The sequence below is a fragment of the Xanthobacter sediminis genome (assembly GCF_043195015.1).
Lineage (GTDB): Bacteria > Pseudomonadota > Alphaproteobacteria > Rhizobiales > Xanthobacteraceae > Xanthobacter.
The window spans coordinates 79,921-101,505 of sequence record NZ_JBAFWH010000003.1 but is presented as its reverse complement, the minus strand read 5'-3'; the positions used below and the strand labels follow the sequence as shown (position 1 = coordinate 101,505).

The window sequence follows — 21,585 nt, the reverse complement described above, 5'->3', positions numbered from 1 at the left end:
TTCCAGCCACTGCAAGGCCTTGTCGTCCCACCCGCTCTCGTCGGCGGGGCGGGGGAGGGCGTTGCCCAGGTGCATCCTGGAGGGGATCTCCCCGTCGGCGGGCAAAGGTGTTTTGCTCCCGGTGAAACGCGGGCGGGGCCTTATGCCGTCGCCCCTCGGCCTTCGACCAGCGCCCGTTCAGTTTCGCTCCAGCGCCGTGCGGGCCGGGGCGACGGCCCAGGAAGCAAGCTCACGGGCCTCCAGCATTACTCGGCCGCCTGCGCTCGTGCCGCCGGCGGGGCGCGGAAGCGCGCCAGAAGCTCCGCTTCCTCCGCCTTCGCCGCCGCCAGATGGCGGGCCTTCACAGGCCCGTAGCCCCGGATCTTCTCGGGGATGGCGGCCAGCGCCGTGGCCAGGGCATGATTGTCCCGGTCGAGTCCGGCCAGCACCTCGTCCATCAGCCGCTCGTAGTCGGCGATCAGCGCGCGTTCCATGCGCCGCTCGGCGCCGTAGCCGAAGATGTCGAGGGGCGTGCCGCGCAGCCCCCTGAGCTTCGCCAGCAGCGCCAGCGCCTTGAGCATCCAGGGGCCGAAGGAAAGCTTGCGCGGCTCGCCGGTCTGCGGATCGGGCCGGGCGAAGAGGGGCGGGGCGAGGTGGAATTCCAGCTTCAGGTTGCCCTCGAAGGCGGCGTCCACCTGTCGCCGGAAGTCGCCATCGGCGTAGAGGCGGGCCACCTCGTATTCGTCCTTGTAGGCCATCAGCTTGAAGAAGCCGCGCGCCACGGCCTCGGCCAGGCCGGAGCGGCCGGGCGCGGCTTCCGCCTCGCGGCGGCGGGCGCGCTCCGCCAGCAGCCGGTAGCGCGCGGCATAGGCGGCGTCCTGGTAGCGCGTCAGCTCCTCCACCCGCCGGGCGATGATCTCGTCCAGGCTCGCCGACAGGCGACGCGCATCGCTGCGCGCCTCGCCCTTCGGCGCGGCCACCGCCTCCACGGCGGAAAGGTCATGGGCGGCGCGCCGGCCCCAGAGGAAGGCGGCCTGGTTCATGGCCACCGCCTCGCCATTGAGCGTGATGGCCTGCTCCAGCGCCTGGGCGGAGACCGGCAGCGCGCCGAGCTGGCAGGCGTAGCCCAGGAGGAAGATGTTCTGCGCCAGCGCATTGCCGAACAGCGCGGCGGCAAGGCGGCTCGCCTCCACGAAGTGCGTGTTGCCGGCCCCGGCGGAGGCGGAGATGACGCGGCGCAGGCGCTCCACCGGCAGGGAATAATCGGGGTTGCGGGTGAAGTCGCCGGGCATCACCTCGTGGGTGTTCACCACCATCACCGTCTCGCCGGGCTTCACCGCCGCCAGCACCTTGCGCGTGCCCGCCACCACCATGTCGCCGCCCAGAACCAGGTCAGCTCCGCGCGCCGGCACGCGGATGGCGGTGATGTCTGCGGGGTCCTGTGCGAGGCGGATGTGGCTGAAGACCGCGCCGCCCTTCTGGGCGAGCCCGGCCATGTCGATCATGCCGCAGGCCTTGCCTTCCAGGTGCGCGGCCATGCCGAGGATGGCGCCGATGGTGACGACCCCGGTGCCGCCGACCCCGGTGGCGATGATGGAATAGGTGCCGCGGATCTCGGGCCGCCGCGGTTCCGGCAGCTCCGGCCAGGGCGCGGCGCCGGCCACCGCAGCCTCGGCTTTTCTGGGCCTTGCCCCGTGCACGGTGACGAACGAGGGACAGAAGCCGTTCACGCAGGAGAAGTCCTTGTTGCAGGAGGACTGGTCGATCTCCCGCTTGCGCCCCCACTCGGTCTCCAGCGGCTGCACCGAGACGCAGTTGGATTTCACTCCGCAGTCGCCGCAGCCTTCGCACACCCGCTCGTTGATGATGACGCGCCGGTCCGGGTCCGGGAAGGCGCCGCGCTTGCGCCGGCGCCGCTTCTCGGCGGCGCAGGTCTGGTCGTAGATGAGCACGGTCACGCCCGGCACGGCCGCGAGCTCGCGCTGCACGTCGTCCAGCGCGTCGCGGTGATGGATGGTGAGGCCCGCCGGCCAGAAGGTGTTGGGCGGATACTTGCCGGGCTCGTCGGTGACCACCACCACCCGCTCCACGCCTTCCGCCGCCACCTGCCGGGCGATGACGGGCACGGTGAGGCCGCCCTCGTGGCGCTGGCCGCCGGTCATGGCCACCGCGTCGTTGAACAGGATCTTGTAGGTGACATTCACCCTGGCCGCGCAGGCGGCGCGCAGGGCGAGAACGCCCGAATGGTTGTAGGTGCCGTCGCCGAGATTTTGGAACACATGGGTGCGCTTCGAGAACGGCGCTTCGCCGATCCAGTTGGCGCCTTCCCCGCCCATCTGGGTGAAGCCGGTGGTCTGCCGGTCCATCCACTGCACCATGTAGTGGCAGCCGATGCCCGCATAGGCGCGCATGCCCGCAGGCACCCGCGTGGAGGAATTGTGCGGGCAGCCGGAGCAGAAATAGGGGATGCGGGCGGCCACGTCCGCCGTGGTCGACAGCGCTGCCTGTGCTTCCTCGAGCTTCGCCACGCGGGCTGCGATGTCGGGGATGGGGCCATAGGCGATGAGGCGCCGGCCGAGGGCGATGGCGATGTCGTTGGGGTCGAGCGCGCCCTTCACCGGGAACAGCCAGCGCCCCGCCTCGTCCTTCTTGCCGATGCAGCGGGGCTGGTCGGCCGTGCCGTAGAGCTCCTCGCGCAGCTGCACCTCGATGAGGGAGCGCTTCTCCTCCACCACCATGATGAGGTCGAGGCCGCGCGCGAATGCCCTGAGGCCCTCGGGCTCCAGCGGCCAGGGGCAGCCCACCTTCCAGATGCGGATGCCGAGAGCGTTGGCGCGCACTTCGTCGATGCCCAGCTCGTCGAGGGCGAGGCGCACGTCGAGATAGCTCTTGCCCACGGTGGCGATGCCGATGCGCGCGCGCGGCCCGCCGGAGGTGACCAGGCGGTTGAGCGCGTTCGCGCGCAGGAATGCGAGCACCGCGTCGCGCTTGTATTCCTGCAGCCGCTCCTCCTGGGCCACCGGCGTGTCGCCGAGGCGGATGTTGAGGCCGCCAGGGGGCATCACCACATCCTCGGGCAGCACGATGCCCACGCGGTCGAGCCGGCCGTCCACCACGGCGGTGGATTCGATGGTGTCCTTCACCGCCTTGAGGCCCACCCAGGCACCGGAAAAGCGCGAGAGCGCCCATGCATAAAGCCCGTAGTCGATGATCTCCTGCACCCCGGCAGGGTTCAGCACGGGGATCATCACGTCCACGAAGTGGAACTCGCTCTGGTGGGCGGTGGTGGATGATTCGCAGGTGTGGTCGTCGCCCATCAAAGCGATGACGCCGCCATGGCGGGAGGTGCCGGCATTGTTGGCGTGGCGGAACACGTCGCCGGAGCGGTCCACCCCCGGCCCCTTGCCGTACCAGAGGCCGAACACGCCGTCGAACCGGCCCTCGCCGCGCAGCTCCGCCTGCTGGGAGCCCCACAGGGCGGTGGCGGCGAGGTCCTCGTTGAGCCCCGGCTGGAAGCGGATGTCGTTGGCCGCGAGCACCTTTTCGGCGCGCGTGAACTGCTGGTCCAGCCCGCCGAGCGGCGAGCCGCGATACCCGGTGACGTAGCCCGCCGTGTTCAGACCGGCGCGCTGGTCGCGCGCCTTCTGCATGAGGGCGAGGCGCACCAGCGCCTGGGTGCCCGAGACGAGCACGCGCTCCTGGCCGAGGTCGTACTTGTCCTCCAGCGAGACGGGCTTCAATGCCATTTTGGCGCCTCCGTGCCGGCTCGTCTTTTCGGCCGCTGCGGCGGGGCACCTGGAGCGATGCCGGGTCCCGCCGGAACGGCGGCCCTCAGCCGTTCGACTTTAGGCTGACATGGAGTGTCGCACCCTGCAATTTCGTTGTTCCCTGCCGATTCGCAATGAAATTGCCTCAGAAGCGGGCGTGACGCATTTTGGCGCACCGCGGCATGGATCGCACCGCACCGCGGCATGTCCGGTGGGCAGCCTTGCGGATATCGTGCACAAGTCGGGCGCGCGGCCTACAAACTAAGATTGTAAGCTGATTGCAGCAGCTCCCGAAGAGGTCCAATTATATTGCCGGCTCACCATCTTCGGGTCACATCACGCGGACAATGTGACCGATGCAGGATGGACAAGGTATTCGGGGACAGGCTATGCAACCGACAGGTACAGGTTGTCGCATGATCTCGTTGCTATGTTGAAGTGCGTCCCGATTTCGCTGTGCTGTGCAGTGCTGGGGCCTAAACTTCTGTTGGCGGGTACGCCTTCGGCTGTCCGAGCTTGTAATGAGCCATTAGCATGCCTGCGACCATATTCGGCCGTCCGGGTTCTTGCCCGCTCGCTGTGAGGGACTAAAGGGCCATGGGTGAGTTGTTTCAGACGCCGAAGCCGAGCCATGGCCTGGATTGGACTGGCGAGCGGATGATCATGGGGATCAGCGGCCAGGTCGAGGTCGAGCATCTCCATCGCTACTTCCTGGCCCGGCAGATGTGCCGGGGGCTCGATGTGCTCGACATTGCTTCCGGAGAAGGATACGGCAGCGCGCTCCTGTCCCAGGCGGCACGGTCGGTCGTCGGCGTCGAGGTAGACACGGCCGCGGTCGAGCACGCCCGCAGCGCGTATGCCGCCGCCAACCTGAGGTTCGAGCAGGGCCGCGCGCAGGCCATTCCGCTGGAGGACCAGTCGGTTGACTGCGTGGTCTCCTTCGAGACCATCGAGCACTTCTACGAGCAGGAGCAGTTTCTGAGCGAAATCCGGCGTGTGCTGCGTCCGGGCGGTTTTCTGCTGATGAGCTCGCCGAACCGCGACATCTATTCTCCGTTCGGCCTCACGCCCAATCCGCATCACGTGCGCGAGCTGACCCACGATGAGTTCGCCGCGCTTCTGAGCGACAATTTTCGGCAGGTCCGGCTCTTCGGCCAGCGGCCTTTGATCGGCTCCATCATCGTTCGAGAAGGCGGTGCGTCGGATACGGGCCTCGCCTGCTTCGAGAAACGGGATGAGGACCGGATCGAGGCCGACAATGGTCTCGGGCGCGTGCTGTACTGGATCGCGATCGCCACCGACGGTGATCTGCCGCCTCTCAGCGACAGCTTCTATTTCGAGCGCGGCGGGCTCGACGACTTCCTGATCGAACTGCCGCGCCTGCGCCAGCAGCGATACGAGCTGGAGCAGAAGATCGGCGATCTGGAACAGGAGGGCCGCCGCATCGAGGAAATCCGAGCGACGAAAGAAGGCGAGAAACGCGAGCTTGATGCACGTGTGGCCGAACTCGAGGCGGAACTTTATGAGCGCCAGTCCAAGTGCGAGCGCCTAGCGGAGGAGGCGAACAGCCCACACAATCCGCACGTCAAAGCGCTCCTCGCCGAGATCGAGCTCAGGGACAGCAACTATACGCAGCTGGCGACGGCGAAGCAGCAGGCGGAGGAGCGATTCCACCTGCGCATCAAGGCGCTCCTGGCCGAAATCGAACGCAAGGATGGCGGTTACGCCCAGTTGGCGGCGGAAAAGCAGGAAGCGCAAGGGCGCTTTGAGCAGCGCCTTGACGAGCTCCTGCATCGGGTGTCCGGTATGGACGTGGAGCTCGCGAAGGCTCGGCGCAGTCCGGTCCGGCGCCTCAAGTCGAGCCGTGCATACCAGGCCATGCGGGAGGTTGAGCGCAGCATCCGATGGGCCGTGCGAGGTCGCAAGGACGCGACGCCACAGGCTGCTCTCACAGACACGTCCGAATCCTCGAACCCCGAGCCACGACCGGAGCCCGAGGCAAGGCCTGCCGCGCCCCCGTCGAAGGAATCGGGGGCCGACCGTTATGTTCGGGAACGTTATGGCGAAGAATACTGCCCGCTCTACCACGATCTCTTCGGCGTGGTCGATCGGTTCGCCTCGGACAGGGCGGCGTTCCGCGTCAGCGAGGATTGCGCCCAGTTGCTGGAGACAGCGCAGCGGCTCGCTGCCGCGCTGCCGACAGACAAGCCCGATGCCTCGATCATCATTCCCGTCTATGAAAACCTGCATCTGACGCTGACCTGCATCGTCTCGATCCTGGCGACGCAGACCGATCGCCGCTTCGAGATCCTGGTCGGCGACGACCATTCCCCCGACGGCTCTGCGGATGTGCTCTCGGCCATCGGTGGGCCGGTACGGGTGATCCGGCACGAGAAGAACCTCGGGTTCCTCGGCAATTGCAATGTCACGGCCCGGTCGGCCACCGGTCGCCACGTGGTGCTTCTCAACAATGACACGCTGGTTCTCCCGGGCTGGCTGTCGGCGCTGCTGCGGGTCACGGAAGCGGACCCGGCGGTCGGTATGGTCGGCTCGAAGCTGCTCAACGGCGACGGAACGCTGCAGGAGGCCGGCGGCATTTTCTGGCGCGACGGTTCCGCCTGGAACTTCGGCCGCAATCAGGATCCGCGCCTGCCGGAGTTCAACTACCTGAAGGATGTCGACTATATCTCCGGCGCGTCGATTGCGCTGCCCAGGGAGATCTGGACGGCGGTGGGCGGTTTCGACGCGCTGTTTTCTCCCGCGTATTGCGAGGATTCTGATCTCGCCTTCCGCATTCGGGCCCGTGGACTGAGGGTCGTCTATCAGCCGCTTTCGGAGGTCTTTCACCACGAGGGACAAAGCCACGGTCGCGATACCGGCTCCGGCATCAAGGCCTACCAGGTCGCCAACCAGGAGAAGCTGCTCGCGCGCTGGAAGGAGACGCTGGAGAGAGAGCATTTCGCGAATGCCGTCAACGTCTTCGAGGCCCGCGACCGCAGTTCCGGCAAGCCGCACATCGTCGTCGTCGATCATTACGTTCCGCAGAAGGATCGCGATGCCGGGTCCCGCACGATGTACATGTACATCAAGCTGCTCGTGGATAGTGGGTTCCAGGTGACGTTCTGGCCGGATAATCTTTATCAGGATCCCATATATACGAAAGAGTATCAGCAGCTTGGTGTGGAGGTCATATACGGAATTACGTATTATCAGCGTTTTTCCGATTGGCTGGCCGAGCGCGCCGACAAGCTTGATTATGTCTTCCTGAGCCGACCTCATATTGCGGTCAATTATCTTGAAGCGCTGCGCCGGTTCCCGCAGGTGAAGCAGATCTATTATGGTCACGATCTGCACTTCATGCGCATGGAGCGCGAGCTTGAACTGACGCGAGACCCGGCCCTGGAGCCGCAGATCGCGGAGATGCGGGAGCTGGAGGAGAGGGTGTTCTCCAGCTGCGATGTGGTCCTTTATCCCGGGCATGAGGAAGTCGGCTATGTCCGGCAAAAGGCGCCGCACGTGCAGGCGCTGCAGCTGCCGATCTGCGTCTTCAGCGAGGACGAGTTCGCCGTCGGCGAGCGGAAGATCGACGCCGTTGCCGCCAGTAAATCATCGAACCTGCTGTTCGTCGGCGGTTTCGGCCATCCGCCGAACCTCGACGGCGTGATCTGGCTGGAACGGGAGGTGCTGCCCCTGCTGCGCGCGGCGAATGTCCCGTTCCATATGACCATCGTCGGCTCCAGTGCGCCGGACCAGGTGAAGGCGCTGGCGGGGCCGGATATCGACGTGCGCGGATGGGTGACGGACGACGAGCTCGCCTCCCTTTATCAGGCGGCGGACGCGGCGGTGGTGCCGCTGCGCTATGGCGCGGGTGTCAAGGGCAAGGTCATCGAGGCCTTCACGCGCGGTGTGCCGGTCGTCACCACCGGCACCGGCGTCCAGGGGCTGCCCGACCTGAACCATGTCGCGCTGGTGGCGGACGCGCCGGCGGATTTCGCCGCTGCGATCCGGTCGGTGCTGGAAGATCGTTCCGCCGCCGCCAACCGCGCCCGCGCCGCGCTGGCATTCTCACGGGATCAGCATTCCATCGCTTCCGTGCGCAGAATGCTGTCTCAGTGCATCGCCGAGCTCGGATGAGCGGAAGCAGGATGGCGCGGCCTTGAGAAGGCGGCGCCATCTTGAAAGGCGAATGCGGATCGGCAAGCCGGGCGGGGTCAAATCCAGCTTCGGCAGGGCTGGGCGCAGCGCTATTGCTGCCGCGCCTTCCTGAGCTCGCCCACGGCCCAGTTCGCGACGGCCGCTTCGAGATAGCATCGCGCGCCCTCAAGCCCCGCGGTCAGCAGCAGATTGCCGAATCGGCCCGAGGACAGCATGTCACGATTTTCGGGGAGGATGGCCCAGATCCGGTTGGAAATGCCGTTGCTGTCTTCCGCGGGGCCGGGGCCGTATTCCGCCAGGAAGCCCCAATCGCGGCCCGGAAGCGGATGAATCGTGAAACCGGCTTCCCCGAACATGAGCCGAAGCCCTTCGATGGAGTAGCTCGCGATATGCCCTCTCTTGTGAGGGTCGAGATAGCCTGGATCGCTGTTGATGACAAAGCTCGGCTGAGAGGAATTGAAGTATATAGACCGCTCCTGGCTGAGAGACGGCGGCAAGCTCCCGCGCCATGGTGCGCAGGATGTCGGGCGTCAGGTGCTCGATGACCTCGATGCAGACGCCGGCGTCGAACTTGAGATCAAGGTCATGCAGGAAGCCGACCGTGAAATTCGGATGCTTCGAGCAAAATTGCGCAGGAGGCGGAAAGGGCTCCACGCCCCAGAACCGATGACTGACCTCAGGCAGAAGTTCTGACACTGCGTTAAGCAGCAGGCCGGGGCCGCAGCTTATGTCGAGAAAGCGGTTTATAGGCCTTTTGGCGTAATAAAAAACCTCGGCCATGCGCACCAGGTTTCCGCCGTACCCACGTTCTTGCGCGGCCTTGATCTCATCCGACCAATAGTCGTCATCATAAACGCGGGCTTTGCCCTTCATGGTCTGCTCAAGGAATGCGGTATCGGCCAGTATCGATCCACAATTCTCGCAAATAAAATACGGAACATTATCGATTACATCGAAAGGCTTTTGAGCTGAATGATTGCAGACGGAGCAGACGCGCCCGTGTTCCATCCCGCATTCCCCCGCCATGAATGAAGCATCTGCTTGATCGAATACCAATTGGGGTTTCGCGGGTCAAATCCGGCCGGGCGCCTCTCCACCGGCGCTGCATTTCGCCCCCGCTGGGGCCGCGACCCACGCCAACGGCAGGTCCGGCCTCAGCCCGGCAGAAGGCGCTCGCTTTCCAGGTAGCCGGTGAGCAGGGCGAGGCCGAACAGCATCACCAGGATGGCGGCGCCAACCTCCACCGCGCCGCGGGCGATCGTCGCCCAGCGGGTGTCGCGGCCGGCGAGGCGCACCGCGAGGCGCTTGCCGTAGATCGCGAGGGCGGCGATGGCGCTCACGGTCAGCGCCGTGCCGAGGCCCATGGCGAAGGCCGACAGCACGCCGGTCATGAACACCCCCTGCGACAGCGCGAAGGTGAGCACCAGGATGGCGCCTGAGCACGGCCGGGCGCCGGCCGAAACCACCGCCACGGCGGCGCGCCGCCAGCCCCCCTGTGCCAGCAGTGCGGGATCGGGCGCGTGGGCGTCGCCGCAGTCGCAGTCCGCCCCGTGAATCTCTTCTCCCCGCATGGTGCGGACAAGGGCGCGCCCCTTGGTGAGCGTCAGATAGAGCCCGAACAGCGCGATGCCGGCATAGGCCGCGATCTCCACCACATTCATGGCCCGCGCCATGGAGACCGCGGTGGCCCCGAGCGCCAGCGCCAGGATGCCCACGAAGGCGATGGCCGCCAGCGCCTGCATCACGCCGGAGGCCAGCGAGAGCAGCGCGCCGCGCCGCAGCGTCCCGCCATCCGCCAGGAGATAGGAGGAGATCACCGCCTTGCCGTGGCCGGGCCCGGCGGCATGGAACACCCCGTAGGCGAAGGAGAGGCCGACCAGCACGAAGGCGCCATGGCCATCCGCCTTGGCGGCGCGCACCGCCTGCACCAGGGCGCGGTAGAACTCCGCCTGCCGGGCGATGATATAGCCGCCGATGCCGGAAGCCGGCACGCCGCCGAGGCCGAAGGGGGTGGGTTTCGCGCCGGGATGGGCATTGCCCTGGCTCACCGCCTGCCCGAGCGACTGGGCGAAGGCGAAATCGGGAAACAGGAGCAGCGCCAGCAGCAGCGCGAAGGCCGTGACGCTCAGCGCAATCACGATCGCGGTGAGGAGCCACCCCGAGACCCCCCGCGCGGAAGACGATGCAGGGGAGAGCCGGAGGCCGGGCGTCACGGGCACTTCACCGTGATCTTGTCGGCATATTGCGCGCCGAAATTGCTGGAGGCGCTGAGGTTGGCAAAGAAGCTCTCGCCGAACTGGAGGTTCTGGGGCTGCTCGGGGGATACCACCTGCTCGGTGCACCCGGCCGGGGCGTTCACCATCTTCACCGGGTCCTTGTCCGCGAAGGTGAAGGAGATGAAATAGGTGGGGTCGTAGATGTCCACGGAGACGGTGCCCTTGGCGGGCTGCGGCTTCTTCAGCGGCAGCGTGAAGTGCAGCGTCAAGGCATCGTCGGAATAGGTGAGATAGTAGTCGACGGGCTCGTTGAGGGCGAGCTTCGTGGTGGCCGATTTGGCGGTGACGAAATAATCGTATTCCTTCAGCGATTCCACGTTCACCTGGGCGAGTGGCTTCAGCACGTCCTCGCCATAGGTGCCGTCCTTCTGCTTCTCCAGACCCTGGAGCGCGAAGGCGGTGAAGGCTTCGTCGAAGGTCCAGGCCTGCCGGAGGCCGGTGAGGGCGCCGTCGGGGCCGTAGACGAGCTCGGTTCGCATGGTCACCCACACGTGGGGGTGGGCGGCCGCCGGTCGCGGCGACAGGGCGGCGAGGGCCAGGACAACGGCCAGCAGCGCGAAACGCATCCTCATCCTCGTTTCCTCATCGCGGCCGGGCCCGGAATGGAGGCCCAGGAAGGCGGCCAAATGCGGCGGCCGCATGGTGGCGGCGCGCATCCGCGCCGCCGGGCCTTGGTCAAGCCTGCGAATCTTTGAGCGAAGCCCGCTCGGCCCCGGCCTTCGACTGGGGCCGATGGCATCAGTTGCGGGCAAGCATCTCGCCGAGCGCCGTGCGGAATTCGTCCGAGATGTCGGGCCGCGAGAGGGCATAGGCCACGTTGGCCATGAGGAAGCCGATCTTGGAGCCGCAGTCGTAGATGGCGCCGTCGAAGGTGACCGCGTAGAAGCTCTCGCTTTCCTTCAGCTTCAGCATGGAATCGGTGAGCTGGATCTCGCCGCCGGCGCCGCGCTCCTGCTTCGCCAGGAGGTCGAAGATGGTGGGCTGGAGGATGTAGCGGCCGGAGATGGCGAGGTTGCTGGGGGCGGTGCCGGCCTTGGGCTTCTCCACCATCTGGGTGATGGCCTGGGCCTTGCCGTGGGAGGCGCCGGTGCCGACGATGCCGTACTGGTGGGTCTGGTCGTCCGGCACTTCATAGACGGCCAGCATGTTGCCGCCGGTCTCGTTGTAGGCCTCCACCATGGTGGCGAGGCAGCCCTTGCCGTTGCGGGACATGTGCAGCATGTCGGGCAGCAGCAGCGCGAACGGCTCGTCGCCGATGAGGTCGCGCGCGCACCACACCGCATGGCCGAGGCCGAGGGGCAGCTGCTGGCGGGTGAAGGAGGTGGTGCCGGCCTTCGGGGTGTCGCGGTCGAGCTGCTCCAGCTCCTTGGTCTTGCCGCGCTCCTGCAGGGTGCGCTCCAGCTCGAACTGGCGGTCGAAATGGTCCTCGATGACGGCCTTGTTGCGCCCGGTCACGAACACGATGTGCTCGATGCCCGCGGCGCGGGCCTCGTCCACCACGTGCTGGACGACGGGCCGGTCGACCACGGTCAGCATCTCCTTCGGCACCGCCTTGGTGGCGGGCAGGAAACGGGTGCCGAGGCCTGCCACGGGCAGGATGGCCTTGCGAATGGGCTTACGCATCTCGTGAAGTCCGCCTTGACTCTTCTCCGGAGGCCGCAGGCCCACCGGGGCGCAGGAGCGCCGCGCAGCTATCGATCAGAATGCGGGCTGAAATCTGGCGCCGCATGGTTGATGTTTCCCTAACCGCACCCGAGCCCGGTGATCCCCGAGGGCCGGAGGCGGGCGCGGGCCGCCCGTGACGGCCCGCGCGCCCGGCGATGCCCTGTAAAAGGCACAAATTCAAGGCCCATGTTAACCGTGGCGCAACCAAACCCGCGCCCACTAGGGACGATACGCACAACGCGCCGCCGCAGGGCGGCATCACGACGCGACGAGGGTTCACGAGATGGCTTCCACGACCACCAGGGGCACCGCGGCGAAGGGTCTCCTCGGCGCCGCGCTGGCTCTCGCGGCGATCTCGCTCATCACGCCGGCGGGCGCCCAGGCCCAGACCACCGGCTCCATCTTCGGCGGCTTCTCCGGCTTCGGCGCGCCCCAGCAGCCGCCGGCGGGCGGCGGCCATCCGGAGATGACGCCCCAGGCCATCGCCGCCGCGCAGGCGAACTTCCCCACCTGCATCGCCTCCATGTGGCCGCTGGCCCAGTCCAAGGGCGTCTCCCGCCGCACGTTCGAGCGCTACACCAGCGCGCTTGAGCCTGACATGAAGATCATGGACTTCCTGGACAGTCAGCCGGAGTTCTCGAAGCCCATCGGCGCGTACGTGACCATGCTGGTGAGCGACTGGCGCGTGAAGAAGGGCAAGGAGATCCTGGCCCGCTACAAGCCCGTCTTCGACAAGGTGGAGAAGGCCTACGGCGTGGACCGCTACGCGGTGGCGGCCATTTGGGGCATCGAATCCACCTATGGCGATCCCAAGGGCATCGGCAACCGCAACGTGCTGGTCTCCACCGCCACCCTGGCGTGCATCGGCCGGCGGCAGGACTATTTCCGCGAGGAGTTCATCGCCACCCTCCAGATCCTGGAGAAGGACGATGTGCCCTATGACCACCTGAAGGGGTCGTGGGCGGGCGCGTTCGGCCCCACCCAGTTCATGCCCACCTCGTTCCAGCGCTTCGCCGTGGACTTCGACGGCGACGGCAAGCGCAACGTGGTGGATTCCATTCCCGACATCATCGCCTCCACCGCCAACAACCTGAAGCTGGACGGCTGGGAGCTGGGCAAGCCGTGGGGCTACGAGGTGACGCTGCCGCAGGGCTTCGACTACCGCTACGCCAACCGCACCTTCAAGCAGTCGCTCGGCCAGTGGGCGAGCCTGGGCGTCACCCGGCCCGGCGGCAAGGGCTTCCCGCGCGCGTCGGACCAGGCCTACCTGCTGCTGCCGGCGGGCGCCAACGGCCCGGCCTTCCTGATGATGGGCAATTTCAACGCCATCCTGAAGTACAACCCCGCCGACGCCTACGCCCTCGCCATCGGCCACCTCGCCGACAAGCTGCGCGGCGGTGGCGACTTCGCCCAGGCGTGGCCCAAGGAGGAGCGCGGACTTTCCAAGGCGGAGCGCCAGGAGATCCAGGGCCGGCTCGCGCAGATGGGCTACGACATCGGCAATGTGGACGGCATCCTCGGCCAGAAGACCAAGAACGCCATCCAGGATTTTCAGGTGCGCCGCGGCCTGCTGCCAGACGGCTACCCCGATGTTGCCCTCCTGGAGCAGATGCGGCGCTGAGCGCGCCGGGCGCGCCGTGGCGGTTCCCGCCGTCGTGGTGCGCCGCGCTTCCGCGCCCCGCACGGTTCCCATGCGCAGCGGGGGCGCGCCGGGTGCCTGAAGCTGCCGCGCCCGGATTCCTATTCCCACCGGCATGCGCCCGGCGAGGCGGGTCCCCGCACACCCCCCCCTGTCCCTGACCGGTGCCGCGCGTCCTGCGCCGAAGGTCCGAAGCCCGTGGCAGGCTCGCGGGCTTGGGTCTCGACCCGCCGGAACGGGTGCCGAACATGCCGCGCCACCACTTGGCGCACCAAGCCTCCGCGGTCTCCTGCCTCGACCGGAACCTCGACGCCGCGCCGATCGTGTTCGACCGCCTGCCCTGCCCCTTCGCGGGCGCGCGGCGGGACGAGCCCCTCGGCTTCGGCCTCGCCGGTGAAGGGCACACCATCGACCCGTGGCGCATCGTCATCATGGGCTGGGCGCCCAGGCTACTGGGCGCGGCGCGGGTCTCAGGGCCGGGCTCTCGGCCCTGCTCCACCCGCCCGCGTGAGCGTGCGGCGGACCGACAGCCACACATATGCCCTCTCGCGGTGAAGGCTCGCCCCTTGCTACCATCGGGCGAGCTGCCTTAGGAGTGGGTCATGTGGTTCGACGACCATCGTCCCCTCGTCTCCGGCGCGCCGGCCCCTGACCGGCGCTTCGACGAGGACGCGTTCCGTGCCTTCGGCATCGGCCGCGTCTGCCTGCCGGATACGGACTGCGCCATCGAGGAGACGATTCGCGCCCATCTGCCGTTCGGCCGCCTGCGCAGCTTCCGCCGCCGGGGCGCGGATGCGCCGGCCGCGAACGGGCGCCGGGTGCTGGTGGTGGCGCCGCTGGCCGGCGGGTTCCCCTTCCTCATGCGCGACCTGGTGGTGGCGCTGCTCTGCGTGGCTGACGAGGTCGCCATCACCGACTGGCCGGACGCCCGCTACGTGCCCGCCGCCGTCGGCCCGTTCGGCTTTGATGACGACTGCATCGAGACCGCGCAGATGATTCGCGCCCTCGCCGAGGCAGGGGGCACCACCCATGTGGTGGGCGTGTGCCAGGGCACCGTGCCGGCACTGGTGGGGTCGCTGCTGCTGACGGAGGCGGGCCTGCCGCCCGCGAGCCTCACCCTCATCGGCGGACCCATCGATCCCGCGCGCAATCCGACCCGGCTGTGGCGCATCCTGCAGGGCCGCTCCCTGGAGGCGCTGGGCGCGCAGGTCATCGAGACCGTGGCCGAGCGCTTTCCCGGTGCCGGGCGCCGGGTGTTCCCGGCGTGGCGGCAGACCGACACCTTCGCCCTCTATCTCTTCCGGCAGAGCCTCACCGGCGGCCGCCTGCCGCTCCAGCTCGCCTTCGACGAGGGCGACGACCCCATCCGCTTTCCCCTGGCGCGGCTGTGCTGGACGCTGATGGACGTTCCCGGCGAGTTCTTCATGGAGAATGTCGCCACCATCTTCCGGGCCAACGCCCTGGCCCTCGGCACCCTCGCGGTGGCCGGGCGCGCGGTGGACCCCGCCGCCCTGCGGCATACCGCCCTTCTCACCATCGAGGGCGCGGAGGACGACATCTCGGCGCTGGGCCAGACCGCAGCGGCCCACGATTTGTGCGGGAACGTGCCGTCGGCGAAGCGCGCCCGGCTGGTGGTGCCGCAGGCGGGGCATTTCGCCCTGTTCTACGGCCGCGCCATGCGCGCCCACGTGGTTCCGGCCATCGGCGCCATCATGGCCGCCGGCGAGGCGGCCTGAGCTCCGGGCCGGCTCGAAAGCGCCCGTGAGACATGCTCACGGGCCGTAGGCATCACAGGATGAAGCGGCTGAGGTCCGCGTTCTTGGCGAGATCTGCGACGCGGGAGCGGACGTATTCCGCGTCGATCACCACCTCCTCGCCGGAGCGGTCGGGTGCGGTGAAGGAGAGGTCGTCCAGAACCCGCTCGATCACGGTCTGGAGGCGGCGGGCGCCGATGTTCTCCACGCTCGCGTTCACCTCCACCGCCACGTCGGCGATGGCCTCCACCGCATCCGGCGTGACGGTGAGGCTGACGCCCTCCGTGGCCATCAGCGCCACCGACTGCTTGACGAGGCTCGCCTCGGTCTCGGTGAGGATGCGCACGAAATCGGCACGGGTGAGCGCCTCCAGCTCCACGCGGATGGGCAGGCGGCCCTGAAGCTCCGGCAGCAGGTCCGACGGCTTGGAGACGTGGAACGCGCCGGAGGCGATGAACAGGATGTGGTCCGTCTTCACCGGCCCGTGCTTGGTGGAGACGGTGGTGCCCTCGATCAGCGGTAGCAGGTCGCGCTGCACGCCCTCGCGGGAGACGTCGGCGCCCGAGCGGCCCTCGCGGCCGGCGATCTTGTCGATCTCGTCGAGGAAGACGATGCCGTTGTTCTCCACCGCGTGGATGGCGTCCTGCACCGTGGCGTCCTGGTCGATGAGCTTGTCGGCCTCCTCGGTGAGGAGGAGGGGGTGGGCCTCCTTGACGGTCACGCGGCGGGACTTGGTGCGCCCGCCGAAGGCCTTGCCGAGCATGTCGCCGAGGGAGACGGCGCCCATCTGCGCGCCCGGCATGCCGGGGATGTCGAACAGCGGCATGCCGGCGCCGCCCGCCTGCACCTCGATCTCCACTTCCTTGTCGTCCAGCTCCCCGGCCCGCAGGCGCTTGCGGAACGCGTCGCGGGTGGCGGGGGAGGCGCCGGCGCCCACCAATGCGTCGAGCACGCGGCCTTCGGCGGCGAGGTGCGCCTTCGCCTGCACGTCCTTGCGCTTGGCTTCGCGCACCAGGGCGATGCCCACCTCCACGAGGTCGCGCACGATCTGCTCCACGTCGCGGCCCACATAGCCGACTTCCGTGAACTTGGTGGCCTCCACCTTCAGGAAAGGCGCGCCGGCAAGCTTGGCGAGGCGGCGGGAGATCTCGGTCTTGCCGACGCCGGTGGGGCCGATCATCAGGATGTTCTTGGGCAGAACCTCCTCGCGCAGCTTGTCGTCCAGCTTCAGCCGGCGCCAGCGGTTGCGCAGGGCGATGGCCACCGCCCGCTTGGCGTTTGCCTGGCCGACGATGTGGCGGTCGAGCTCGGAGACGATCTCGCGGGGGGAAAAGTCGCTGCTCATGCGGGTATGGCTTCCGTTCGCGGGGCGTTCGGCCCGAAACCCGGCGGCCCTCAGGCGCCGATGGTCTCGATGACGATGTTGCGGTTGGTGTAGATGCAGATGTCGGCGGCGATCTCCAGCGCGCGCCGGGCGATGGCTTCCGGATCGTCCTGGTGGTCGGCGAGCGCCCGGGCGGCCGCGAGCGCATAGCTCCCGCCCGAGCCGATGCCGGCGATGCCCGCCTCCGGCTCCAGCACGTCGCCGGTGCCGGTGAGCACCAGCGTGACGGAGGCATCCGCCACGATCATCATGGCTTCCAGGCGCCTGAGGTAGCGGTCGGTGCGCCAGTCCTTCGCCAGCTCCACGGCCGCGCGCTGGAGCTGGCCGGGATACTGCTCCAGCTTCGCTTCCAAGCGCTCGAACAGGGTGAAGGCGTCGGCGGTGGCGCCGGCGAAGCCGCCGATCACGTCGCCCCGGCCGAGCCGGCGCACCTTGCGGGCGTTGGCCTTCAGCACCGTGTTGCCGAGCGTCACCTGCCCGTCGCCTGCGATGGCGACCCGGTTGCCCTTGCGGATGGAGACGATGGTGGTGCCGTAAATGGTATCCGGGGAAGAATGCATCAAGCGCTCCGCTCGGGCCGCGTCTCCCCCGGCGGCGGGGTGGGGCACGGCGCATGACCTTCTGCGGGTGGGCTCCACCCTGGGGCTTACTTAGGCCGTTCCGCCGCCGACGCAATGCGCGATTGCAAAGCAGCGGCGGGCCGGGGCCTCACCGCCCGCCGCCAAGGAAGCGGCGGACCACGTCCGCGAACGCCTCCGGCTGCTCCACCATCGGGCAGTGGCCGGCGTCCACGATCTCGTCGAGGTCGGCGCGGCCGGGAATACCGGCCGCGAGCGCCCGCGCCATGGCCTGGGAGAACAGGCGGTCGCCGTCGCCGTAGACCACCAGGGTCGGCGCCCTGATGTGGTGGAGCCGGTCCGCCGTGTCCGCCGTGGCGCAGGCGTCGAGCTGGCGCAGGAAGGCGGCCTTCGGCTGCTGGAGCCCGGCATCGAGGGCAGCCTGGACGAAATCATAGAGATCGAGCCGGCGCAGCGTGTGCGCGCCGATCACGAAGCTGGTGAGGGCGGCGCCGAACACCAGCTCGTCGTCGAGCCGCCGGCGCAGGTCGCCGAGCAGGCGCAGGACGCCGCGGCTGTAGAGGTCATGCCGGGCGTAGCTGTTGGCGAGCACCAGCCGGTCCACCCGTTCCGGGGCGGCGATGGCGAGTTCCTGGGCGATGGCCCCGCCCATGGAATGGCCGATCACATGGGCCTTCTCCACTCCCGCCGCGTCGAGCACGGCGCGCGCATCACGGGCCATGTCCGCCACCGTGTAGGGGCCGGGGGCCTGCCCGCTCGCGCCGATGTCGCGGTTGTCGAACTCCACCAGGGTGAAGCCGGAGAGCAGTGGTCGGGTGAGCCCCCAGAACGCCCGCTGGGCGGAAAGGCCAGAGAGGAGAAGCACGGGCGGCCCTTCGCCGCTCACCTGATAATCCAGGAGGATTCCGTCATTCGCAGTCGTTGGCATGGGGGCTCCCGTTCAAATGAGCGGTGTCATGGCAACGAGGACTCGCGCGGGCGTCATCTCATCGCCATATGGCAATGCAGCAGGGATGCTGCTAGAACCCGCTGCCTTGGAGGGGTTCCAGCGGCCTCCCGAAGCGGTCCAGAGGCGGTCATGCGCAAGGCAGACATCGTTCGCGAGACGAAGGAGACGAAAATCTCCCTGTCCGTCGATCTCGACGGAACGGGGAAATCTGACATCTCCACCGGTATCGGCTTCCTCGACCATATGCTGGATGCCATCGCCCGTCATGCCCGCTTCGACCTCGCCATCAAGGCCACGGGCGATCTCCACATCGATTTCCACCACACCACCGAGGACGTGGGCATCGTGCTCGGCCAGGCGGTGAAGAAGGCGCTGGGTGACCTGCGCGGCATCACCCGCTACGCCGATTGCCTGATGCCCATGGACGAGACGCTCACCCGCGTCGCCATCGACATCTCCGGCCGGCCGTTCCTGGTGTTCCGCACCGAATTCCCGGTGGCCAAGATCGGCGCCTTCGACACCGAGCTGGTGCGCGAGTTCTTCCAGGCGTTCGCCATGAACGCCGGCGTGACGCTCCATGTGGAGACCCTCTACGGGGTCAATGCGCACCACATCTCGGAAAGCTGCTTCAAGGGCCTTGCCCGCGTGCTGCGCGCGGCGGTGGCCATCGACCCGGCGGCGGCGGGGGAGATCCCCTCCACCAAGGGCGCGCTCGGAACCTGACGGAACGGACGGGGAGCACATCAATGGCGACCTTCACGGTCTTTTCCCGCACCCGCCCGCAGGATACCGCGGCGGCAGCGGAGGGGCGCGTGGTGTTCGTGCGCGAGGCCTTCTCCTGGCCCGCGCTCCTGTTCGCGCCGCTGGTGCTGCTCTATCACCGGCTGTGGCTGGTGCTCGCGGCGTATGTGGCGGTCTCGATCCTGCTCGCGGTGGCGGTCGCCCACGCGGGCGCGCCCGAGGCGAGCGTCGAGGTGGTGATGATCGGCTTCAACCTGCTGGTCGCCTTCGAGCTGCCCGCGCTCCGGGCGCGCAAGCTCGCGCGCCTCGGCTATGTGGAGGAAGGCGTGGTGATCGCGCCCCGGCGGGACCTTGCCGAGCAGCGCTTCTTCGCGGCCTGGACGCCGCGCCGCCCGGTGGCGCCTGAGGCCCTCGCGCCGCGCCCGATCGCCGCCGTGCCCGCGATGGTGTCGGGGCCGTCCGTCATCGGCGCCTTTCCGGGGAATTGAGGTCCCATGACCGTCGCCATCATCGATTATAATTCGGGCAACCTGCACTCGGCCGCCAAGGCCATGGAGCGGGCCGCGCAGAGCGTCGGCGGCGAGAACGTCGTCGTCACCTCCGACCCCGACGTGGTGCGCGCCGCCGACCGTGTGGTGCTGCCCGGCGTCGGCGCTTTCGCCGATTGCCGCGCCGGCCTCGACGCCGTGCCCGGCATGGTGGAGGCCATGACCGAGGCGGTGCAGGAGAAGGGCCGCCCCTTCCTCGGCATCTGCGTGGGCGCCCAGCTCCTCGCCGAGCGCGGGCTGGAGCACAAGGTCACCGACGGCCTCGGCTGGATCAAGGGCGAGGTGGTCCGCATCGCCCCCGCCGATCCGCACCTGAAGATCCCGCACATGGGCTGGAACACGCTGAACCCGGCGCGCGAGCACCCGCTGCTGGCGGGCATCCGCACCGGTGAGGGCGGGCTCAACGCCTATTTCGTGCATTCCTACCATCTCAAGCCGGCCGAGGGGCTCGACCTCGTGGCCACCACGGATTATGGCGGCACCATCACCGCCATGGTGGCCCGCGACAACGTGGCCGGCACCCAGTTCCACCCGGAGAAGAGCCAGACCCTGGGTCTGGCCCTGCTCGCGAATTTCCTGAAGTGGCACCCGTGATCCTTTTTCCGGCCATCGATCTGAAGGACGGCCTCGCCGTTCGCCTCGAACAGGGCGACATGGCGCGCGCCACCGTGTTCAACCACGACCCCGCCGCCCAGGCCGGGGAGTTCGAGACCCTCGGCTTCCGCTATCTCCACCTGGTGGACCTCAACGGCGCCTTCGCCGGCAAGCCGGTGAACGCCGCCGCCGTGGAGCGCATCCTGGAGACGGTCTCCATCCCGGTGCAGCTCGGCGGCGGCATCCGCGACATGGCGACCGTGGAGACGTGGCTGGGCAAGGGCGTCACCCGCGTCATCCTCGGCACCGCCGCCGTGCGCGACCCGGATTTCGTGAAGGCCGCCGCCAGGGCCCATCCCGGCCGCGTGGTGGTGGGTCTTGATGCCCGCGACGGGCGAGTGGCCGTCCAGGGCTGGGCCGAGACCTCGGACCTGCCGGCGGAGGACATCGCCAGGCGCTTCGAGGATGCGGGCGTCTGCGCCATCATCTACACCGACATCGCCCGCGACGGCCTGCTGAAGGGCCTCAACCTGGAGGCGACCATCGCGCTGGCGGACGCGGTCTCCATCCCGGTCATAGCCTCTGGCGGCCTCGCCTCGCTCCAGGATATCGAGGCGCTGCTGGAGCCGCGCGCCGCGAAGCTGGAGGGCGCTATCACCGGCCGCGCCCTCTACGACGGCCGGCTCGATCCCCGCGAGGCGCTGGCCCTGGTGGCCGGACGGTAGGTGTGCCATGCTGAAAGTCCGCGTCATCCCCTGCCTCGACGTGAAGGACGGCCGCGTGGTGAAGGGTGTCCAGTTCGTGGACCTGCGCGACGCCGGGGACCCGGTGGAGGCCGCCCGCGCCTACGACGCCGCCGGCGCCGACGAGCTGACCTTCCTCGACATCACCGCCAGCCACGAGAACCGGGGCACCATCCTCGACGTGGTGCGCCGCACCGCCGAGCAGTGCTTCATGCCCCTCACCGTGGGCGGCGGCGTGCGCACCGTGGACGACGTGCGCACCCTGCTCCATGCGGGGGCGGACAAGGTCTCCATCAACACCGCCGCCGTGAACCGCCGCGCCTTCGTGGGCGAGGCGGCCGAGAAGTTCGGCGAGCAGTGCATCGTGGTCGCCATCGACGCCAAGAAGGTGAGCGCGCCGGGCGAAGAGGACCGCTGGGAGATCTTCACCCACGGCGGCCGTAAGCCCACCGGCATCGACGCCATCCAATATGCCCGGGAGGTGGTGGACCTCGGCGCCGGCGAGATCCTGCTCACCTCCATGGATCGCGACGGCACCGGCCAGGGCTTCGACTGCGCGCTGACCCGCGCGGTGTCGGACGCGGTGCACGTGCCCGTCATCGCCTCCGGCGGGGTGGGCACCCTCGACCATCTGGTGGACGGCATCCGCGAGGGCGGGGCCTCGGCGGTGCTCGCCGCCTCCATCTTCCACTTCGGCACCTTCACCATCCGCGAGGCCAAGGAATGCCTTGCAGAGGCCGGCCTGCCGGTTCGCCTGGATGTGTGAGCGCCGCGCCGCTCCGCCCGCCGCCCGCGCGGCACGGGCGGTTCGCT

General features: G+C 68.4%; 17 protein-coding genes and 1 pseudogene. 9 read left to right on the top strand and 9 right to left on the bottom strand.

Annotation, left to right across the window (positions count from 1 at the left end; translation table 11 throughout):
- Positions 1 to 245: 245 nt before the first annotated feature.
- On the bottom strand, positions 246 to 3,725 hold the full coding sequence (locus V5F61_RS04535; protein WP_393989588.1) for an indolepyruvate ferredoxin oxidoreductase family protein: 3,480 nt from the start codon (positions 3,723 to 3,725) through the stop codon (positions 246 to 248).
- Positions 3,726 to 4,343: 618 nt separating this feature from the next.
- On the opposite strand from V5F61_RS04535, the gene V5F61_RS04530 reads away from it, so the two are divergent.
- Complete coding sequence (locus tag V5F61_RS04530; protein WP_393989587.1) at positions 4,344 to 7,880, top strand: glycosyltransferase; 3,537 nt, start codon at positions 4,344 to 4,346, stop codon at positions 7,878 to 7,880.
- Positions 7,881 to 7,990: 110 nt separating this feature from the next.
- Here the strand turns inward: V5F61_RS04530 and V5F61_RS04525 are convergent, their stop codons facing one another.
- The 5 genes and pseudogenes from V5F61_RS04525 to galU all read right to left on the bottom strand — a co-directional run bounded on the left by V5F61_RS04525 (position 7,991) and on the right by galU (position 11,800).
- On the bottom strand, positions 7,991 to 8,257 hold the full coding sequence (locus tag V5F61_RS04525; protein WP_393989606.1) for a hypothetical protein: 267 nt from the start codon (positions 8,255 to 8,257) through the stop codon (positions 7,991 to 7,993).
- A gap of 133 nt (positions 8,258 to 8,390) precedes the next feature.
- Positions 8,391 to 8,681: pseudogene (locus tag V5F61_RS04520) on the bottom strand (class I SAM-dependent methyltransferase); the annotation flags it as partial.
- A gap of 374 nt (positions 8,682 to 9,055) precedes the next feature.
- A complete protein-coding gene (locus V5F61_RS04515; protein ID WP_393989586.1) occupies positions 9,056 to 10,114 on the bottom strand; it encodes a nickel/cobalt transporter in 1,059 nt (352 codons plus the stop codon).
- Positions 10,111 to 10,749, bottom strand: coding sequence for a DUF1007 family protein (locus V5F61_RS04510; protein WP_393989585.1), 639 nt, complete (start codon positions 10,747 to 10,749; stop codon positions 10,111 to 10,113). Before V5F61_RS04510 ends, V5F61_RS04515 begins: the two co-directional genes overlap by 4 nt.
- 166 nt (positions 10,750 to 10,915) lie before the next feature.
- Positions 10,916 to 11,800, bottom strand: a complete 885-nt coding sequence (gene galU / locus V5F61_RS04505) for a UTP--glucose-1-phosphate uridylyltransferase GalU (protein WP_393989584.1) — start codon at positions 11,798 to 11,800, stop codon at positions 10,916 to 10,918.
- A 325-nt stretch (positions 11,801 to 12,125) separates the two neighbouring features.
- Here galU and V5F61_RS04500 point away from each other — a divergent pair, with 325 nt between their 5' ends.
- The 3 genes from V5F61_RS04500 (at position 12,126) to V5F61_RS04490 (ending at position 15,217) form a co-directional block, all read left to right on the top strand.
- Positions 12,126 to 13,463, top strand: coding sequence for a lytic murein transglycosylase (locus tag V5F61_RS04500; RefSeq protein WP_393989583.1), 1,338 nt, complete (start codon positions 12,126 to 12,128; stop codon positions 13,461 to 13,463).
- 233 nt (positions 13,464 to 13,696) lie between these two features.
- Complete coding sequence (locus V5F61_RS04495; protein ID WP_393989582.1) at positions 13,697 to 14,074, top strand: hypothetical protein; 378 nt, start codon at positions 13,697 to 13,699, stop codon at positions 14,072 to 14,074.
- A 9-nt stretch (positions 14,075 to 14,083) separates the two neighbouring features.
- On the top strand, positions 14,084 to 15,217 hold the full coding sequence (locus tag V5F61_RS04490) for a hypothetical protein (RefSeq protein WP_393989581.1): 1,134 nt from the start codon (positions 14,084 to 14,086) through the stop codon (positions 15,215 to 15,217).
- A gap of 52 nt (positions 15,218 to 15,269) precedes the next feature.
- On the opposite strand, the gene hslU is transcribed toward V5F61_RS04490, so the two are convergent.
- The 3 genes from hslU to V5F61_RS04475 all read right to left on the bottom strand — a co-directional run bounded on the left by hslU (position 15,270) and on the right by V5F61_RS04475 (position 18,125).
- A complete protein-coding gene (gene hslU / locus V5F61_RS04485; protein ID WP_393989580.1) occupies positions 15,270 to 16,580 on the bottom strand; it encodes an ATP-dependent protease ATPase subunit HslU in 1,311 nt (436 codons plus the stop codon).
- 50 nt (positions 16,581 to 16,630) lie between these two features.
- Entirely contained in the window at positions 16,631 to 17,179 is a 549-nt protein-coding gene (hslV, locus tag V5F61_RS04480) for an ATP-dependent protease subunit HslV (RefSeq protein ID WP_393989579.1), read from the bottom strand.
- A 148-nt stretch (positions 17,180 to 17,327) separates the two neighbouring features.
- Positions 17,328 to 18,125 (bottom strand): alpha/beta fold hydrolase, encoded by a 798-nt coding sequence (locus V5F61_RS04475; RefSeq protein ID WP_393989578.1) that lies wholly within the window; start codon positions 18,123 to 18,125, stop codon positions 17,328 to 17,330.
- Between the two features lie 150 nt (positions 18,126 to 18,275).
- Between V5F61_RS04475 and hisB the strand changes: the two genes are divergently transcribed.
- Genes hisB through hisF form a run of 5 tightly spaced genes read left to right on the top strand, consistent with a single transcriptional unit; the run spans position 18,276 to position 21,538 of the window.
- Positions 18,276 to 18,869: an imidazoleglycerol-phosphate dehydratase HisB gene (hisB, locus tag V5F61_RS04470; RefSeq protein ID WP_393989577.1), complete on the top strand. Its 594-nt coding sequence runs from the start codon at positions 18,276 to 18,278 to the stop codon at positions 18,867 to 18,869.
- A gap of 23 nt (positions 18,870 to 18,892) precedes the next feature.
- Positions 18,893 to 19,375 carry a DUF2628 domain-containing protein gene (locus V5F61_RS04465; RefSeq protein ID WP_393989576.1) on the top strand — a complete coding sequence of 161 codons (483 nt, stop codon included), beginning with the start codon at positions 18,893 to 18,895 and terminating at the stop codon, positions 19,373 to 19,375.
- 6 nt (positions 19,376 to 19,381) lie between these two features.
- On the top strand, positions 19,382 to 20,029 hold the full coding sequence (gene hisH, locus V5F61_RS04460; RefSeq protein WP_393989575.1) for an imidazole glycerol phosphate synthase subunit HisH: 648 nt from the start codon (positions 19,382 to 19,384) through the stop codon (positions 20,027 to 20,029).
- Entirely contained in the window at positions 20,026 to 20,754 is a 729-nt protein-coding gene (gene hisA, locus V5F61_RS04455; RefSeq protein WP_393989574.1) for a 1-(5-phosphoribosyl)-5-[(5-phosphoribosylamino)methylideneamino]imidazole-4-carboxamide isomerase, read from the top strand. Before hisH ends, hisA begins: the two co-directional genes overlap by 4 nt.
- A 7-nt stretch (positions 20,755 to 20,761) precedes the next feature.
- A complete protein-coding gene (gene hisF / locus V5F61_RS04450) occupies positions 20,762 to 21,538 on the top strand; it encodes an imidazole glycerol phosphate synthase subunit HisF (protein WP_393989573.1) in 777 nt (258 codons plus the stop codon).
- Positions 21,539 to 21,585: the final 47 nt, after the last annotated feature.

Coding starts and splice junctions, on each gene's coding strand:
- V5F61_RS04535 (WP_393989588.1), bottom strand. CDS start 3,725: ATGGCATTGAAGCCCGTCTCGCTGGAGGACAAGTACGACCTCGGCCAG.
- V5F61_RS04530 (WP_393989587.1), top strand. CDS start 4,344: ATGGGTGAGTTGTTTCAGACGCCGAAGCCGAGCCATGGCCTGGATTGG.
- V5F61_RS04525 (WP_393989606.1), bottom strand. CDS start 8,257: ATGTTCGGGGAAGCCGGTTTCACGATTCATCCGCTTCCGGGCCGCGAT.
- V5F61_RS04510 (WP_393989585.1), bottom strand. CDS start 10,749: ATGAGGATGCGTTTCGCGCTGCTGGCCGTTGTCCTGGCCCTCGCCGCC.
- galU (WP_393989584.1), bottom strand. CDS start 11,800: ATGCGTAAGCCCATTCGCAAGGCCATCCTGCCCGTGGCAGGCCTCGGC.
- V5F61_RS04500 (WP_393989583.1), top strand. CDS start 12,126: ATGGCTTCCACGACCACCAGGGGCACCGCGGCGAAGGGTCTCCTCGGC.
- V5F61_RS04490 (WP_393989581.1), top strand. CDS start 14,084: ATGTGGTTCGACGACCATCGTCCCCTCGTCTCCGGCGCGCCGGCCCCT.
- hslU (WP_393989580.1), bottom strand. CDS start 16,580: ATGAGCAGCGACTTTTCCCCCCGCGAGATCGTCTCCGAGCTCGACCGC.
- hslV (WP_393989579.1), bottom strand. CDS start 17,179: ATGCATTCTTCCCCGGATACCATTTACGGCACCACCATCGTCTCCATC.
- V5F61_RS04475 (WP_393989578.1), bottom strand. CDS start 18,125: ATGCCAACGACTGCGAATGACGGAATCCTCCTGGATTATCAGGTGAGC.
- hisB (WP_393989577.1), top strand. CDS start 18,276: ATGCGCAAGGCAGACATCGTTCGCGAGACGAAGGAGACGAAAATCTCC.
- V5F61_RS04465 (WP_393989576.1), top strand. CDS start 18,893: ATGGCGACCTTCACGGTCTTTTCCCGCACCCGCCCGCAGGATACCGCG.
- hisH (WP_393989575.1), top strand. CDS start 19,382: ATGACCGTCGCCATCATCGATTATAATTCGGGCAACCTGCACTCGGCC.
- hisF (WP_393989573.1), top strand. CDS start 20,762: ATGCTGAAAGTCCGCGTCATCCCCTGCCTCGACGTGAAGGACGGCCGC.